Raw genomic sequence first — 15,518 nt, forward strand, 5'->3', positions numbered from 1 at the left:
GTGCGCTCGGGGCCGGCCGGACACTCCGTCCGGCCGGCCCCGCCACGCGGTCCCGCACGCCGGTCCGGCTACGGCACGAGCCCGACGGTGTGCGTGTAGCGGACGGCGCTGAACCCCTTGAGGCCGGGATACGTCCGCACCCGCACCCACTCCGGCCCCACCGGCGCGGCGACGGCCTCGTCGTAGGAGTCGTCGCTCTCCCACTCGGCGTAGTTCAGGACGTGGCCGCCGTCGGTGCTGAGGTGGAAGTGGGCGGAGATCAGACCCCGGTCGGCCTCCGGGCTCGACAGGGCGGTGAGGACGGTGTCGACCCAGTCGGCCCGCTTCCCGGCCGCGTCCGGCTCGAAGTCGATCCGCACGATCACGATCAGGCCCGGTATCCGGGTGTCACCGGCGGCCCGCTCCCTGCTGCGGTAACGGCGGTAGCGGTCGAGTCCGACCCGCTCGATGCCGGGCACGGCGGTGTCGATCTCGTCGTTGCGCTCCTGGCGGTGGGTCTTGACGAAGGCCTCGTAGGCCTGCTCGGACCGCCACTGGGAGTGGTGCAGCAGGGTGGTGCCGTCGCGGCCGGTGTAGAGGTGGTAGCCGAGCAGGTCGTTCGTCGGCCAGGGGCGGCCGTCCCAGGTGCGGGCCACGGCCTCGACGGCCTGCGCCTGCCGTTCCGGTGTGCCCACGCGCCAGGTGCTGAAGAAGGGGGCGCCGGACTCGGGGCGGGTGAGGTCGGGGTGGGTGTGGGTACGGCGGGTCATGCCGGCCTCCGGGTGCGTCGGTGGTCTGTGCACCACCACCCTCCGACCTCAACCATGCTTGAGGTCAAGTGCGGGGAGTGCGGCGGCGGTTGGCCCGTCGCCGCACTCCCCGTCCCCGCTCAGTGGCGCCTGCGGTGCCGCCGTACCGCCGCGACCGCGACGACCGCGCCCACCGCCGCACCGGCGACCAGCACCGGCCCCGGGTGCCGCAGCCCGGCCCGGACGACGGTCCGGACGGGGGGCGGGGCGCCGTGCTCGACGGCCTGCCCCGCGCGCGTGGCCCGGTCCTGCACGGTGTGCCCGGCCTGGGCCGCCTTGTCGTGCACGGCGTGACCGGCCTGCTGCGCCCGGTCCTGGACAGCGTGCCCGGCCTGGGCCGCCCGGTCCTGCACGGCGTGCCCCGCCTGGGCCGCGGTGCTGCGCAGTTGTACGGTCATCGCGCCCGCCCGGTCGCGCAGTTCGGCCGCGCGGACCCGGGCCCGGCCCTTCACATCCGCCTTGCCCGCCAACTCCTCGACGGTGTCACCGAGTTGTTCCCGGGTCTCTGCTATCTGCCGGCGCAGCTCGTCGGGGCCCTTGGCTCCCTGGCCGACGCCCTCCGCCGCCTTGTCGGTCATCGGTGTGCCCTTTCCTTGATCTCCTCGACGTCCGCCCTGACGCTGCCGAGGGCCTCCTCGGGCGTGGGGGGCGCGGCGCGCTTGAGCTGGGCGCGGCCGGTCGCGCCGAGCACGCCCGCGACGGCGAACAGCACCGCCGTCACGATGAGGGCCGCGGCCCAGACGGACAGCGCCAGCGAGAGCGCGGCGACGGCCGTGCCGGCCAGGGCGAGCAGACCGGCATAGGCGACGGCGCCCGCCGCGCCCAGCAGTCCGCCGCCGCGGCCCGCGCGCCGCCCCTTCTCGGCCAGCTCCTCCTTGGCCAGGGCCATCTCCTGTCGTACGAGCAGGGAGAGCTGCTCGGTCGCCTGCCCGACGAGTTCACCCACCGAGTGGTGGTCGTCGTGTGCCGGCCCGGGGGCCGTGGTCCCGGTCACGGTGTCCCCCTCCTCTCGTCCCCTCGGTTCGGACCCCCCGGGTACCCGGCCCGGCTCCCGCTATCCCTGCGGGCCGCCGCCCGGCCCGCGCCGGCCGAGCCGGGCCAGCTGGGTCTGGAACCAGTCGAGGCGCGCCTGCAACAGGGCCGCCTCGGCGGTGAGTTCGGGCACACCGAGCCCGGCCGGCCGTACGGCTCCCGGGACCGCGGCCCCGGCGACCACCCGCAGCCCGTCCCCGGCCAGCCGGGCGAATCCGGCGAGCGAGACGGACGTACGGCCGCGCAGGCAGCCCGCACAGGAGGGGGCCAGGCCCCACCAGCCCGGCCGGCCCCAGCCGGCGTCGGCGAGAGCGGCGGCGGCCGCGCCGCACGGGCAGGGGCCCACGGTGGCGGTGCGCACCCGCTGGCGGGCGTAGCGGAAGCCCAGCTCGAAGCGGAGGTAGCGGCCGAGGACGGTGACCTCCAGCAGGACGGCCGTGCGGTGCTCGGCCGTGCACAGCAGCGCCTCGGCTGCCGTGCGGTCGTGCACGCAGTGGAAGCCGCAGTCGCAGCGCCGGTGCGGTGCCCGGTGCCGCAGGCCGTAGACGCAGGACGCGTCGGCGAGGACTCCGTACGGCAGCGCGCCGCCCAGCGACACACCGGTGAACCCGGCCCGGGTGCCGTCGTGGGACAGCACCGGGTGGGCGATCTTGTATCCGGTCGGCGGCTCCGTCGGGCGTTCCTCCGGAAGCCGCAGCCTCATCGGCCGGCCGGGGCCTCTTCGGGAGCCTTCGGCTCCTCGATCTCCTCGACGGCTTCGGGGAGTTCGAGTTCGTGCTCAGGGAACTCCGGCCGCTCTTCCGCGACTCCGGTGGCGAGTGCTTTGCCGAGCCTCATGACGCCTCCCAGGACCAGGGGTCGTTGACCGTCCCGGCCATGGTGACGCATGACGCCCGCGTTTGGACATAGGGCCTGGAGCCAAAGCGTTAGCGATGCTTACTTCCATGTCGTAGAAAAATTAAGTGGAGCTACACAGTGGCTGCGCCGACACTACTCCCATGACGACCACGCCTTCGCCCTCCCACCCCTCCCGTCCCTCCCGTCCCTTCGGCCGCGCCCTCTGCGCGATGATCACGCCCTTCACCACCGAGGGCGCCCTCGACCTCGACGGGGCGCAGCGGCTCGCCGCGCGGCTGGTGGCCGAGGGGTGCGACGGTCTGGTGCTGTCCGGGACCACGGGCGAGTCGCCGACCACGACGGACGAGGAGAAGTCACGGCTGGTGCGGGCGGTCCGGGAGGCGGTGGGCGACAGGGTGTCGATCGTGGCCGGGGTGGGCACCTCCGACACCCGGCACACCGTCGAACTGGCCCTGGCGGCCGAAAAGGCGGGCGCGGACGGGCTGTTGGTCGTGACGCCGTACTACAGCCGGCCGCCGCAGGACGCCGTGGAGGCACACTTCCGGGAGATCGCCGACGCCTCGGGGCTGCCGCTCGCGCTGTACGACATCCCGGGCCGCACCGGCGTCCGTATCGAGCCGGACACCATGCTCCGGCTCGCCGAGCATCCCCGGATCGTGGCGGTGAAGGACTGCTCCTACGATTTCCTCGGCGCCCAGAAGGTCATCTCCCGCACGGAGTTGGCGTACTACGCGGGCTGCGAGGAGCACAATCTCGCGCTGTACGCGGTGGGCGGGGCCGGCTACATCAGCACGGTCGCCAATGTCGTACCGGACCGACTCCGCGCGGTCCTGGACGCGTTCGAGGCGGGCGACACCCCCGTGTCCGCCCGCCTCCAGCAACGCGCCACGCCGCTCATCGAGTTGATGATGGCGTCGGGCCTGCCCGGCACGGTCACCGCCAAGGCCCTGCTCAACGAGCTGGGTCTGCCGGCGGGCCCGGTCCGCTCCCCCTTGCGCCCCGCCGACCGCAAGGCGATCGACGGACTGCTGACGGCCTACCAGGAACTGACCGCCGACTGACCACCACCCGACACCGCCCGATCACCGCTCGGCGAAGACCGGCTCCCAACGCCCGCCGGCCCCGTCGTTGCCCCCGCGGACGCCGCTGAGCGGGACGGTCCTGTCGCTGCCGACGGTGACCAGCACGAGCCGCTGGTGGAACTCGTTGTTGTCGCCCGGCACCATGTCCCAGGCGACCAGCGACTTCTCACCGGCCCAGGCGAGCAGCTGCTGCCCGCGTACCTCGGTCCTCCTGCCGGTGCGGGCGTCGACGACCCAGGAAGACGTCTTCCACTTCTGCCCGGCGAAGTCACCGGCAACGAGCCCCCCGCTGGGCGACAGCCCCGCCTCGACCCACCACACCAGGTGCTTGAGGTTCTCCGGTACGGAGACCTCGGCGCCGCCGAGGTCGTAGAACTGCTTGCCGATGTCCCCCATCGGGGTCCCGGCCCAGACGTACCGGCCGTCGGGGGTCGGGGCGAAGTCCTGGCGGGCGTTGAGGAAGGCGCCCTCGGGGTCGTTCGGGTCCGCGGCCGACTTCACCTCGCTCCAGGAACCCTTGCCGGAGGCCACGTCGAGGACGTAGAAGCCGGTGCGGGTCGAGGGCTGCTTCTGGTCCCAGCCGTCGGAGCCCTCCGTCTTGACCAGTTCGTCCGGGTTCCCGCCGTAGGTCGTCGCGACCAGCTTCAGTCCGTCGCGCGAGAACGAGAGCCCGGCGACCTTGTGCTCGACCGGGATCCACCGCTCGACCTCGCCGGTGGCCAGATCGAGCAGGCCGATCCGCGAGGCGGGCAGGTTCCGCTCCAGTACGGCGGCGGTTCTCAGGCCCGGGGCGACGGCGACGTAGGACCACTCGGCGGTCTTCGCGTACTTGCCCGTCCTCGGGTTCAACAGCCAGTAGTCGCGGACGCGTTCGGCGCTGACGGCGGAGTGCTTGACGGTCCTGGGGATGTAGTACGCGGCCAGCGCCGTGTCCCCGGCCGAGATCAGCTCGCGCGGCGGCGACTGGTCCGGATGCGCGTTGATCCCGTCCTTCTGTACGACGTCCGCGGGCCGTACGTCGGCCTTCCCGGAGTCCAGCAGCGGCACGGCCACCGCGACACCGACCACGGCGGCGGTGGCCGCGGCGGCACAGACGAGCCCACGGGTGCGCCGGCGCCGGCGCACCGCCAGCACCCGGTCCGCGAAGCCCGGCCCCGTCGACGGCTGCTCTTCGGCCTGCTCCCGCAGCGCATCGCGTACGAGTTCCTCGACGTTCACGGACGCACCTCCACGGGCGAGAAATCACTGGACGGCGGCAGGGCGGAGCCGGCCGCCGGATCGAGGGACGCCAGCTCCGGCGCGAGGGTGCGCAGCCGCGAGAGGGAGCGATGGGTCGTGGACCGGACGGTCCCGACGGAACAGCCGAGGAGCCGCGCCACATCGGCCTCCGGCAGATCCTCGAAGTAGCGGAGGACCAGCACGGTCCGCTGCCGTGCCGTGAGCCGGGCGAGCGCGCCCCGCATCACCAGCCTGAGCTCGGCGGTGCCCGCGTCGTCGCTACGCGCACGGGTGTCCGGCGGCTCGGCCACGCTGAGCTCGCGCCGCCGCCACTTCAACCGCCACCGGCTGATCTGCTGCCGGTACAGGATCTGCCGTACGTACGCCTCGGGCTCGTCGATCCGGTTCCATCGCCCGGCCGCCTTGATCAGCGCGTTCTGCAGCAGGTCCTCGGCGGCATGCCGGTCCCCGCCGCTGAGCAGCACCGCGGTCTTCAACAGCGCGGACGACCGGTTCTCGACGAACTCCCGGAAACTGCCCTGCGCCTCGACATCCATCGTCACCTTCACTCCCTGGACGAGCCCCTGCCCGCCCCCTCCATCCCTCCTGACGCGCGCACCACCCCCTGGCTATGCCTGCCCCGCAGAAAAAAATTCCGGGGCGCACTCGGTCGGGGCACAACGGAGCGCCCTCCCGCTGACCGCGGAAGGGCGCTCGCGCCCCTTCAGGGGCGCCGGGCTGTATCGATGTGCGGCTCTCCGCGGGGGCACGACGAGCCGCACCGGGCCCGCAGTGGGAAACCGCGGCTTCCGGCGCAGCTAGTTGTGGCTGTGGAGGATCTCGTTCAGGCCGCCCCACACCGCGTTGTTCGGGCGGGCCTCCACCGTGCCGGTGACGGAGTTGCGGCGGAAGAGGATGTTGGAAGCGCCGGACAGCTCGCGGGCCTTCACGATCTGGCCGTCGGGCATGGTGACGCGGGTGCCGGCGGTGACGTAGAGGCCGGCCTCGACGACGCACTCGTCGCCGAGCGCGATGCCCACGCCCGCCTCGGCGCCGATCAGGCAGCGCTCGCCGATGGAGATGATCACGTTGCCGCCGCCCGAGAGCGTGCCCATCGTCGACGCGCCGCCGCCGATGTCCGAGCCGTCCCCGATCACGACACCGGCGGAGATGCGGCCCTCGACCATGGAGGTACCGAGCGTGCCGGCGTTGAAGTTGACGAAGCCCTCGTGCATGACGGTGGTGCCCTCGGCGAGGTGCGCACCGAGCCGCACCCGGTCCGCGTCGGCGATGCGGACGCCCTTGGGGGCGACGTAGTCCGTCATGCGCGGGAACTTGTCGATCGAGGTGACCTGGAGGTGCAGCCCCTCCGCGCGGGCGTTCAGCCGCACCTTCTCGACGTCGTCGACGGCGACCGGGCCGAGCGAGGTCCAGGCGACGTTGGCGAGGAAGCCGAACATGCCGTCCAGGCTCTGGCCGTGCGGCTTGACCAGGCGGTGGGAGAGCAGGTGCAGACGCAGGTACACGTCGTGGGCGTCGATCGGCTTCTCGTCCAGGGAGGAGATGACCGTACGGACCGCGACCACCTCGACGCCCCGGCGGGCGTCCGGGCCGATCGCCTTCGCGGCGCCTTCGCCGAGCAGCTCCACGGCACGCTCGGCGGACAGCCGCTCCGTGCCGGACGGGCCGGGCTCCGCGGAGAGCTCGGGGGCGGGGAACCAGGTGTCGAGGACGGTGCCGTCGGCGGCGATGGTGGCGAGGCCGGCGCCAACGGCGCCGGTGGTGCGAGGTGCAGTCGTGTCGGTCATGAGGGCAACCTAACTTGGCGGGGGCCGCCGGGGCGAACCGGTGCGCCCGGCATCTCACGTGCCGGGCGCGGACGGCAGGGACGCCGGGCCGCGTCCTCGGCCGGTAGCCCCCGGGTCCTCCGGGGCGGAGGGTTCACGCCTCCGTGGCGAGGACCCGGGCCAGCATCTCGCGCGCGTATGTCTCGTCGTACGGCGTGCCGGTGAGCAGGACCTGGAGGCAGATGCCGTCCATCAGCGCGACCAGGGCGCGGGCGGTGACGGGGTCGGTGTGGTCGGCGATCAGGTCGGCGAGGTCCTGCGCCCATTCGGCGGCGACGGGGCGCAGGGCGGGGCGGCGCAGGGCGGCCAGGTACAGCTCGCACTCCAGCTCGACGCCGGTGCGGTCGCCGGCCAGCCATTCGCCCGTCCAGCCGGCGAGTTCCCCGGCCAGGTCGGTGCCCCGGAGGCCGCCGCGCGAGGCGATGACCTTGGCGAAGCCCTCGCTGGCCTGGCGCAGGGCGGCGACCATCAGCTCGTCGAGGGTGCTGAAGTGGTACGTCGTCGAGCCGAGCGGGACGTCGGCCTCCGCGGCGACCGAGCGGTGGCTCAGTCCCGCCAGGCCCTTCTCGCCGACGACTCTGATCGCCGCGTCGATGATCCGCTGCCGCCGCTCGGGGTCGTAGCGCCGGGCCATCAGTGGGCGCCGCCCAGGTTCAGCACGACGACCCCGGCGACGATGAGCAGGATCCCGGTGACCTTGGTGGCGGTCAGCGCCTCCCCGAACAGCGCGAGTCCGAGGACGGCGATGGTCGCGGTGCCGACGCCGGCCCAGATCGCGTAGGCCGTGCCGATGCCGACGGTCTTCAGGGTCTGGGCGAGCAGCGCGAAGGAGACGACGTATCCGAGCGCGGTCAGCAGCGAGGGCCAGAGCCTGCTGAAGCCGTCGCTGTACTTCATGGCCGTGGTGGCGGCCACCTCGGCGGCGATGGCGCCGGCGAGCGTGAGGTATCCCATGCGTACAAGCGTACACAGCGATGCGTACACCCGTACACAACGGTGCACGGGCGACCACGGCCGCCGAGACGGGCCGGGACGGGTTTCGAGACAGGAATGTGAGGTGGAAAACGGCTGTGACACGCCCGCGGGTCCACTAGGGTTTCGCCACCGAAAACTTCTCTCTTCAATTACCGGCCGTCCGGGCGCAGTTGTCCCCCGCGCGCCCCTGGAGGAACCGCGCATGCCCAAACAGAAACCCCAGCCGCCGCAGGACCGCCCCTGGGAGAACGGCTGGGCACCGGACGGATCCCGGACACCGGGTACGCGCCGCCTCTGGCTGGCCGGCGCACTGGCCCTGGTCACCGTCGTCGCGTGCGTGACGGCGCTGGCCACCACCCAGCGGGCGCCCGAGGAGCAGTCGCAGCGGGCGACCCCGTCGGCCGGCGCCTCCCTGCCGGGGCTGATCACCTTCGCCTCCCCGTCCGCCTCCCCGTCGGACGGGCCGGGCAGGTCCCCCGGCAGCGGCGCCCCGTCGAGCCCCACGCCGACCCCCACCCCCACGCCCACCAAGTCCCCTTCGCCGCCGCCCTCTTCGGGCGCCCCCAAGCCCAAGCCGAAACCGGAGCCGAAGCCGGAACCGAAGCCCGAGGCCACCTGGCGCTCGGTGCGTTCGGTCAACTACCCGGACCGGTACTGGCAGTTGCACGGCGACAGCGTCGTCCTCGGCACCGCCCGCACCACCTTTCGGCTGGTCGAAGGCCTGGCGGACGCCTCCTGCTACTCCTTCGCCACCGCCGACGGCGCCCATCTGCGCCACCGCGAGTTCCTCCTGCGCGCCGAACACAAGGACGGCACCCGCCTCTTCGAGCAGGACGCCACCTTCTGTCCCCGCGCCTCCGCCCACTCCGGCGCGATCATGCTGGAGTCGGTGAACTACCCCGGCCGCTACCTGCGCCACCGCAACTTCCAGCTCCGCCTGGACCCGTACCAGCACAGCGATGTGTACCGCGCCGACTCGGCGTTCCGGCTGGTGGACTGAACGCACGGAAGCGGCGACCCCCGAGGGGGGCGCCGCTTCCGCGAACCGCACGTCTCAGACGTTGAACCCGAGCGCCCGGAGCTGCTCCCGGCCGTCGTCGGTGATCTTGTCGGGGCCCCACGGCGGCATCCAGACCCAGTTGATGCGCAGCTCGTTGACGAGGCCGTCCGTGGCGGACTTGGCCTGGTCCTCGATGACGTCCGTCAGCGGGCAGGCCGCGGAGGTCAGGGTCATGTCGATCGTCGCGATGTTCGCGTCGTCGATGTGGATGCCGTAGATCAGGCCCAGGTTGACGACGTCGATGCCCAGCTCGGGGTCGACGACGTCGTAGAGCGCCTCGCGGACCTCCTCCTCGGAGGCCGGCTTCATCTCAACGGTGTCGGTCATGCCGTCTTCCTTTCGGCGTCGGCTCCGCCCAGGGCCTGGGCCGTCGCGTCCTTCCACGCCATCCAGCTCAGGAGAGCGCACTTCACCCGCGCCGGGTACTTGGAGACGCCCGCGAACGCGACCGCGTCCTCCAGGATCTCCTCCATCGCGTCGTCGGGCTCGATCTTGCCCTTGGACTGCATCAGCTCCAGGAAGGTCTCCTGGATCTGCCGCGCGTCGGCCAGTTCCTTGCCGACCAGCAGGTCGTTCAGCACGGAGGCCGAGGCCTGGCTGATCGAGCAGCCCTGCCCCTCGTACGAGACGTCCCTGATGGTCGTGCCGTCGTACTTCACCCGCAGCGTGATCTCGTCGCCGCACGTCGGGTTGACGTGGTGCACCTCGGCGTCGCCATCCCTCAGACCACGCCCGTGCGGGTTCTTGTAGTGGTCCAGGATGACTTCCTGGTACATCGAATCCAGCTTCACGGTCTCAGCTCACGCCCTTCAGCCGAAGAAGTTCCGAACGTGCTCCAGCCCCTCGACCAGTGCGTCGATCTCGGCCGGCGTGGAGTACAGATAGAACGACGCTCGCGTGGTCGCAGGAATTCCGTACCGCAGGCAGACGGGGCGGGCGCAGTGGTGGCCGACCCGGACCGCGATGCCCTGTTCGTCCAGCACCTGGCCGACGTCGTGGGGGTGGATGTCACCGAGCGTGAAGGAGATCGCCGCGCCGCGGTCCTCGGCCGTGGTGGGGCCGATGATTTTGAGGTCGGGGACCTCCGCCAGCCGCTTCACCGCGTACTCGGTGATCGCGTGCTCGTGGGCGAGGATCCGGTCCATGCCGATCGAGTTCAGGTAGTCGATCGCCGCGCCCAGACCGACCGCCTGCGCGACCGGCGGGGTGCCCGCCTCGAACTTGTGCGGGGCGGGGGCGTACGTCGACGAGTGCATCGACACCGTCTCGATCATCTCGCCGCCGCCGAGGAAGGGGGGCAGGTCCTCCAGGAGTTCCTGGCGGCCCCACAGCACGCCGATGCCCGTCGGACCGCACATCTTGTGGCCGGTGAAGGCCACGAAGTCGGCCTGCAGGGCCTGTACGTCCATCGGCATGTGCGGCGCGGCCTGGGAGGCGTCGATGCAGACGAGCGCACCCACCTCCTGCGCACGGCGGACGATCGTCTCGACCGGGTTGACCGTGCCCAGGATGTTCGACACCAGCACAAAGGAGACGATCTTCGTCTTCTCGGTGATGATCTCGTCGATGTTGGACAGGTCGAGGCGGCCGTCGTCGGTGAGCCCGAACCACTTCAGCTTCGCGCCCGTGCGCTGCGCGAGCAGCTGCCACGGCACGATGTTGGAGTGGTGCTCCATCTCCGTGATGACGATCTCGGTCTCGGCGTCCACGCGGTAGGGCTCGTCGGCCCAGCCCAGCATGTTCGCCACGAGGTTCAGCGACTCCGAGGCGTTCTTGGTGAAGATCACCTCGTCGCGGCTGGGCGCGTTGATGAACTCCGCGACCTTGTCGCGCGCGCCCTCGTACAGCGCCGTGGCCTCCTCGGCGAGCACATGCACACCGCGGTGGACGTTGGCGTTGTAGCGCTCGTAGTACTCGCTCAGGGCGTCCAGCACCTGGCGCGGCTTCTGCGAGGTCGCCGCGTTGTCCAGGTACACGAGCTTCTTGCCGTCGTGGACCTGGCGGTCCAGGATGGGGAAGTCCTTGCGGATCGCCTCGGTGTCGAGGAGGCCCGGCATCTGTGTCACTCGGATGCGCCGCCCTTCGTGTAAGCCGTGTAGCCCTCGGCCTCGAGCTTGTCCGCGAGCTCCGGACCACCGGACTCGACGATCTTGCCGCCCGCGAACACGTGGACGTGGTCGGGCTTGATGTAGCGCAGGATGCGCGTGTAGTGCGTGATCAGCAGGGTGCCGACCTCACCGGTCTCGCGGACGCGGTTGACGCCCTCGGAGACGATCCGGAGCGCGTCGACGTCCAGGCCGGAGTCGGTCTCGTCGAGGATCGCGATCTTCGGCTTGAGGAGCTCCAGCTGAAGGATCTCGTGGCGCTTCTTCTCACCGCCGGAGAAGCCCTCGTTGACGTTGCGCTCGGCGAAGGCGGGGTCCATGTTGAGGCGCTCCATGGCCTCCTTGACCTCCTTCACCCAGGTGCGCAGCTTGGGGGCCTCGCCGCGGACGGCGGTGGCGGAGGTGCGCAGGAAGTTGGAGACCGAGACGCCGGGGACCTCGACCGGGTACTGCATGGCGAGGAAGACGCCGGCGCGGGCCCGCTCGTCGACCTCCATCTCCAGGACGTCCTCGCCGTCGAGGGTGACGGTACCGCCGGTGATCTTGTACTTCGGGTGACCCGCGAGCGAGTAGGCGAGGGTCGACTTGCCGGAGCCGTTGGGGCCCATGATGGCGTGCGTCTCGCCCTGCTTCACGGTGAGGTCGACGCCCTTGAGGATCTCCTTCTCGGCGTTGTCGGCCTCGACGGTGACGTGCAGGTCTCGGATTTCAAGCGTAGCCATGGGTGTCTCAGGACTCCTGGGTGAGGGAGACGAGCACGTCGTCCCCTTCGATCTTTACGGGGTATACGGGGACGGGGCGCGTCGCGGGAAGGCCGGACGGCTTGCCGGTGCGGAGGTCGAACGCGGAGCCGTGCAGCCAGCACTCGATCTGGCAGTCCTCCACCTCGCCCTCGGAGAGCGAGACGTTCGCGTGCGAGCAGATGTCGTGGATCGCGAACACCTCCCCCTCGGTACGGACGACCGAGACCGGCGTGCCGTCGAGTTCCACCCGCTTCGGGGTGTCCTCCTCCAGCTCGCTGAGGCCGCAGGCGCGCACGAAGGCAGTCATCAGACCGACGCCTCCAGCTCCTCGTCGATCTTCGCGAGCAGGCGCTCCTCGATGTCGTCGACACCGATCTGCTGGACCAGTTCGGCGAAGAAGCCGCGGACCACCAGGCGGCGGGCCTCGTCGGCCGGGATGCCGCGGGCCATCAGGTAGAAGAGCTGCTCGTCGTCGAACCGGCCGGTCGCGGAGGCGTGGCCGGCGCCGACGATCTCGCCGGTCTCGATCTCCAGGTTGGGCACGGAGTCGACGCGGGCGCCGTCGGTGAGGACCAGGTTGCGGTTCATCTCGTACGTGTCCGTGCCCTCGGCCTTGGCCTCGATGAGCACGTCGCCGATCCACACCGCGTGGGCGTTGTCGCCCTGGAGGGCGCCCTTGTAGACGACGTTGGACTTGCAGTGCGGGACGTTGTGGTCGACCAGGAGGCGGTGCTCCTGGTGCTGGCCGGCGTCCGTGAAGTACAGGCCGAGCAGCTCGGCCTCGCCGCCGGGTCCGGCGTACGTCACGCGCGGGTGCAGCCGGACGACGTCGCCGCCGAAGGTGACGACGACGGACTTCAGCGAGGCGTCGCGGCCGATGAGGGCGTTGTGCTGGGCCACGTGCACGGCCTTGTCGTCCCAGTCCTGGACGGAGACGACGGTCAGCTTGGCGCCGTCGCCCAGGACGTAGTCCACGTTGGCGGCGAGCACGGCGTCACCGGTGTGGTCGATGACGACGACGGCCTCGGCGAACGCGCCCAGCTCGATGACCTGGTGGCCGAAGGCGGTGCCGCCCTCGCCGTGCACGGCGATGCGGATCGGCTCGGTGAGGACGGTCTCCTTGGGGACGGTCACGACCGAGGCCTTCTCGAAGGCGGAGTACGCCTGGGCGGCGATGCGGTCCACCGGGGTGCCCGCCCTGCCGAGCCGCGCGTCCTCGCGGCCGACCGTCTCGACGACGACGCCGGCGGGCGCCTCGACGGCGACCTTCAGGCCCTCGTCGGTGGCGACGGCGGTGCCGTCGTGCAGCCCGCGCAGGCGCTCCAGCGGGGTGAACCGCCACTCCTCCTCGCGGCCGTGCGGGACCGGGAAGTCCGCGACGTCGAAGGACGGGGGCGCGCTCATGCGCGTGGCGACGGTCGACTCGGCGGCCACCGCGATCTGGCCCGCGGTGGTGGACCCCACGGGGATGTTCTGAGCCTCAGCCATGGCTGTCGGTCTGCTCTCTTCCTGCGTCAAGAAATCTGGCGACTGCTTCGGGGGCGGGTCCTAGCCGACCGCGCCTTCCATCTGCAGCTCGATCAGCCGGTTGAGCTCAAGGGCGTACTCCATCGGCAGCTCCTTGGCGATGGGCTCGACGAAGCCGCGCACGATCATGGCCATCGCCTCGAACTCGGAGAGGCCGCGGCTCATCAGGTAGAAGAGCTGGTCCTCGGAGACCTTGGAGACGGTCGCCTCGTGGCCCATGGACACGTCGTCCTCGCGGACGTCCACGTAGGGGTAGGTGTCGGAGCGGGAGATGGTGTCGACGAGCAGCGCGTCGCACAGCACGTTCGACTTGGAGCCGTGGGCGCCCTCGCCGATCTCGACGAGACCGCGGTAGGAGGTACGGCCGCCGCCGCGCGCCACCGACTTGGAGACGATGTTGGAGGAGGTGTTCGGCGCCATGTGGACCATCTTGGAGCCGGCGTCCTGGTGCTGGCCCTCGCCCGCGAAGGCGATGGACAGGGTCTCGCCCCTGGCGTGCTCGCCCATCAGGTAGACGGCCGGGTACTTCATCGTCACCTTGGAGCCGATGTTGCCGTCGATCCACTCCATGGTCGCGCCCTCGTACGCCACGGCGCGCTTGGTGACCAGGTTGTAGACGTTGTTCGACCAGTTCTGGATGGTCGTGTAGCGGCAGCGGGCGTTCTTCTTGACGATGATCTCGACGACCGCGGAGTGCAGCGAGTCCGACTTGTAGATCGGGGCGGTGCAGCCCTCGACGTAGTGCACGTAGGCACCCTCGTCGACGATGATCAGGGTGCGCTCGAACTGGCCCATGTTCTCGGTGTTGATACGGAAGTAGGCCTGGAGCGGGATCTCGACGTGCACGCCCTTCGGCACGTAGATGAAGGAGCCGCCGGACCACACGGCGGTGTTCAGCGCGGCGAACTTGTTGTCACCGGCCGGGATGACGGTGCCGAAGTACTCCTGGAAGAGCTCGGGGTGCTCCTTCAGGGCGGTGTCGGTGTCGAGGAAGATGACGCCCTGCTCCTCCAGGTCCTCGCGGATCTGGTGGTAGACGACCTCCGACTCGTACTGGGCCGCGACACCGGCGACGAGGCGCTGCTTCTCCGCCTCCGGGATGCCGAGCTTGTCGTACGTGTTCTTGATGTCCTCGGGCAGGTCCTCCCAGGACTCCGCCTGCTTCTCCGTGGAGCGCACGAAGTACTTGATGTTGTCGAAGTCGATGCCCGACAGGTCCGAGCCCCAGTTCGGCATGGGCTTCTTCTCGAAGAGCTTCAGGCCCTTGAGGCGGAGCTTGGTCATCCACTCCGGCTCCGACTTCTTGTCGGAGATGTCGCGGACGACAGCCTCGCTCAGACCGCGCTTCGCAGCGGCACCGGCCTCGTCGGAGTCCGCCCAGCCGTATTCGTACTTGCCCAGGCCTTCGAGCTCAGGGTGGGCAGTCTCCTCGATGGGGAGAGTCATGCGGGGTTCCTCCCGGCCGTGCTTGCAGATGCGTTGTGGGAAATCTTGGGGATGAACGTCGTGCAGACGCCGTCGCCGTGCGCGATGGTCGCCAGCCGCTGGACGTGCGTCCCGAGCAGCTGGGAGAAGATCTCGGTCTCCGCCTCGCAGAGCTGCGGGAACTTTTCGGCGACATGGACGACGGGGCAGTGGTGCTGGCACAACTGCTCACCCCTCTGCGGGAGGGGCGCGCTGCGCGCCGTAGCAGCGTACCCGTCCGCGCTCAGCGCCTTGGCCAGGGCTTCGGTGCGCTTCTCGGGGGCCGCGGCCTCGATCGCCCGGCGGTAGGCGTCGGCCTGCGCGGCGATCCTCGCGCGCGCGAAGGCGACCACCGCCTCGTCCCCGCCGAACCGGTCGCGGATCCAGCTCAGGGCGTCCGCGGCGAGCTTGTCGTACGACTGGTCGAAGGCGTCGCGGCCGCAGTCGGTGAGGGCGAAGACCTTGGCGGGGCGGCCACGCGTGCGCGTGCCGTACACCCGCTGCTCCCGCGCCTCCACGACGTCGTCGGTCACGAGCGCGTCCAGATGCCTGCGGACGGCCGCCTGCGTGAGCCCCAGCCGGCCGGCGAGTTCGGCGACCGTCGACGGGCCGTGGTCCAGGATGGACCGCGCGACCCGGTTGCGGGTGGACCGCTCACCGGTCGCGAGCTCCTCGGGGGCCTCGCCGACGTTTTTCACAACGCCATTGTTGCGTAATTCCTCAGAGCCAGGCAAGCGGGGTCCGGGCGCCCCGACGGTGCCCTGCGTCACTTAGGTTTACCTAATCTGACCTGCGGAAACGATCTTTGATCGATCAGAG

At 70.9% G+C, this 15,518-nt stretch carries 20 protein-coding genes; 2 read left to right on the plus strand and 18 right to left on the minus strand.

The features are described from left to right. Positions 1-68: 68 nt before the first annotated feature. The 5 genes from ICC28_RS28115 to ICC28_RS28135 all read right to left on the minus strand — a co-directional run bounded on the left by ICC28_RS28115 (position 69) and on the right by ICC28_RS28135 (position 2,657). Complete coding sequence (locus ICC28_RS28115) at positions 69-749, minus strand: antibiotic biosynthesis monooxygenase (protein WP_188291532.1); 681 nt, start codon at positions 747-749, stop codon at positions 69-71. Between the two features lie 119 nt (positions 750-868). Continuing rightward, complete coding sequence (locus tag ICC28_RS28120) at positions 869-1,366, minus strand: DUF3618 domain-containing protein (protein ID WP_188291533.1); 498 nt, start codon at positions 1,364-1,366, stop codon at positions 869-871. Next, the gene (locus ICC28_RS28125) at positions 1,363-1,782 is read right to left on the minus strand and encodes a phage holin family protein (protein ID WP_188291534.1); all 420 of its coding nucleotides are present in this window, start codon (positions 1,780-1,782) and stop codon (positions 1,363-1,365) included. Before ICC28_RS28125 ends, ICC28_RS28120 begins: the two co-directional genes overlap by 4 nt. Before the next feature lie 60 nt (positions 1,783-1,842). Then, positions 1,843-2,523 carry a hypothetical protein gene (locus tag ICC28_RS28130; protein ID WP_188291535.1) on the minus strand — a complete coding sequence of 227 codons (681 nt, stop codon included), beginning with the start codon at positions 2,521-2,523 and terminating at the stop codon, positions 1,843-1,845. Beyond that, positions 2,520-2,657 (minus strand): hypothetical protein, encoded by a 138-nt coding sequence (locus ICC28_RS28135; RefSeq protein WP_188291536.1) that lies wholly within the window; start codon positions 2,655-2,657, stop codon positions 2,520-2,522. Before ICC28_RS28135 ends, ICC28_RS28130 begins: the two co-directional genes overlap by 4 nt. A 161-nt stretch (positions 2,658-2,818) precedes the next feature. Here ICC28_RS28135 and dapA point away from each other — a divergent pair, with 161 nt between their 5' ends. Continuing rightward, on the plus strand, positions 2,819-3,739 hold the full coding sequence (gene dapA / locus ICC28_RS28140; protein ID WP_188291537.1) for a 4-hydroxy-tetrahydrodipicolinate synthase: 921 nt from the start codon (positions 2,819-2,821) through the stop codon (positions 3,737-3,739). A gap of 21 nt (positions 3,740-3,760) precedes the next feature. On the opposite strand, the gene ICC28_RS28145 is transcribed toward dapA, so the two are convergent. The 5 genes from ICC28_RS28145 to ICC28_RS28165 all read right to left on the minus strand — a co-directional run bounded on the left by ICC28_RS28145 (position 3,761) and on the right by ICC28_RS28165 (position 7,779). Then, on the minus strand, positions 3,761-4,978 hold the full coding sequence (locus tag ICC28_RS28145) for a WD40 repeat domain-containing protein (RefSeq protein WP_188291538.1): 1,218 nt from the start codon (positions 4,976-4,978) through the stop codon (positions 3,761-3,763). Next, positions 4,975-5,535 (minus strand): SigE family RNA polymerase sigma factor, encoded by a 561-nt coding sequence (locus ICC28_RS28150; RefSeq protein WP_188291573.1) that lies wholly within the window; start codon positions 5,533-5,535, stop codon positions 4,975-4,977. The genes ICC28_RS28145 and ICC28_RS28150 overlap by 4 nt, the downstream gene beginning before the upstream one ends. Positions 5,536-5,796: 261 nt before the next feature. Continuing rightward, complete coding sequence (dapD, locus tag ICC28_RS28155) at positions 5,797-6,786, minus strand: 2,3,4,5-tetrahydropyridine-2,6-dicarboxylate N-succinyltransferase (protein WP_188291539.1); 990 nt, start codon at positions 6,784-6,786, stop codon at positions 5,797-5,799. Positions 6,787-6,919: 133 nt separating this feature from the next. Continuing rightward, positions 6,920-7,459: a TetR/AcrR family transcriptional regulator gene (locus tag ICC28_RS28160; RefSeq protein WP_188291540.1), complete on the minus strand. Its 540-nt coding sequence runs from the start codon at positions 7,457-7,459 to the stop codon at positions 6,920-6,922. Beyond that, entirely contained in the window at positions 7,459-7,779 is a 321-nt protein-coding gene (locus ICC28_RS28165) for a DMT family transporter (RefSeq protein WP_188291541.1), read from the minus strand. The genes ICC28_RS28160 and ICC28_RS28165 overlap by 1 nt, the downstream gene beginning before the upstream one ends. A 223-nt stretch (positions 7,780-8,002) precedes the next feature. Here ICC28_RS28165 and ICC28_RS28170 point away from each other — a divergent pair, with 223 nt between their 5' ends. Beyond that, positions 8,003-8,800 carry an AbfB domain-containing protein gene (locus ICC28_RS28170; protein ID WP_188291542.1) on the plus strand — a complete coding sequence of 266 codons (798 nt, stop codon included), beginning with the start codon at positions 8,003-8,005 and terminating at the stop codon, positions 8,798-8,800. A gap of 54 nt (positions 8,801-8,854) precedes the next feature. Here the strand turns inward: ICC28_RS28170 and ICC28_RS28175 are convergent, their stop codons facing one another. Genes ICC28_RS28175 through ICC28_RS28210 form a run of 8 tightly spaced genes read right to left on the minus strand, consistent with a single transcriptional unit; the run spans position 8,855 to position 15,397 of the window. Next, positions 8,855-9,187, minus strand: coding sequence for a metal-sulfur cluster assembly factor (locus tag ICC28_RS28175; RefSeq protein WP_067015477.1), 333 nt, complete (start codon positions 9,185-9,187; stop codon positions 8,855-8,857). Further along, the gene (gene sufU / locus ICC28_RS28180) at positions 9,184-9,651 is read right to left on the minus strand and encodes a Fe-S cluster assembly sulfur transfer protein SufU (RefSeq protein WP_188291543.1); all 468 of its coding nucleotides are present in this window, start codon (positions 9,649-9,651) and stop codon (positions 9,184-9,186) included. Before sufU ends, ICC28_RS28175 begins: the two co-directional genes overlap by 4 nt. 18 nt (positions 9,652-9,669) lie before the next feature. After that, the gene (locus tag ICC28_RS28185) at positions 9,670-10,926 is read right to left on the minus strand and encodes a cysteine desulfurase (RefSeq protein ID WP_188291544.1); all 1,257 of its coding nucleotides are present in this window, start codon (positions 10,924-10,926) and stop codon (positions 9,670-9,672) included. Beyond that, the gene (gene sufC, locus ICC28_RS28190; protein WP_188291545.1) at positions 10,923-11,687 is read right to left on the minus strand and encodes a Fe-S cluster assembly ATPase SufC; all 765 of its coding nucleotides are present in this window, start codon (positions 11,685-11,687) and stop codon (positions 10,923-10,925) included. Before sufC ends, ICC28_RS28185 begins: the two co-directional genes overlap by 4 nt. Positions 11,688-11,694: 7 nt before the next feature. After that, positions 11,695-12,015, minus strand: coding sequence for a non-heme iron oxygenase ferredoxin subunit (locus ICC28_RS28195; RefSeq protein ID WP_188291546.1), 321 nt, complete (start codon positions 12,013-12,015; stop codon positions 11,695-11,697). Further along, the gene (gene sufD / locus ICC28_RS28200; RefSeq protein WP_188291547.1) at positions 12,015-13,196 is read right to left on the minus strand and encodes a Fe-S cluster assembly protein SufD; all 1,182 of its coding nucleotides are present in this window, start codon (positions 13,194-13,196) and stop codon (positions 12,015-12,017) included. The genes ICC28_RS28195 and sufD overlap by 1 nt, the downstream gene beginning before the upstream one ends. 60 nt (positions 13,197-13,256) lie before the next feature. Next, positions 13,257-14,681 carry a Fe-S cluster assembly protein SufB gene (sufB, locus tag ICC28_RS28205; RefSeq protein WP_188291548.1) on the minus strand — a complete coding sequence of 475 codons (1,425 nt, stop codon included), beginning with the start codon at positions 14,679-14,681 and terminating at the stop codon, positions 13,257-13,259. After that, positions 14,678-15,397, minus strand: coding sequence for a helix-turn-helix transcriptional regulator (locus ICC28_RS28210; protein ID WP_282702136.1), 720 nt, complete (start codon positions 15,395-15,397; stop codon positions 14,678-14,680). Before ICC28_RS28210 ends, sufB begins: the two co-directional genes overlap by 4 nt. Positions 15,398-15,518 lie beyond the last annotated feature (121 nt).

The sequence above is a fragment of the Streptomyces sp. TRM68416 genome, from assembly GCF_014596915.1.
Classification (GTDB): domain Bacteria; phylum Actinomycetota; class Actinomycetes; order Streptomycetales; family Streptomycetaceae; genus Streptomyces.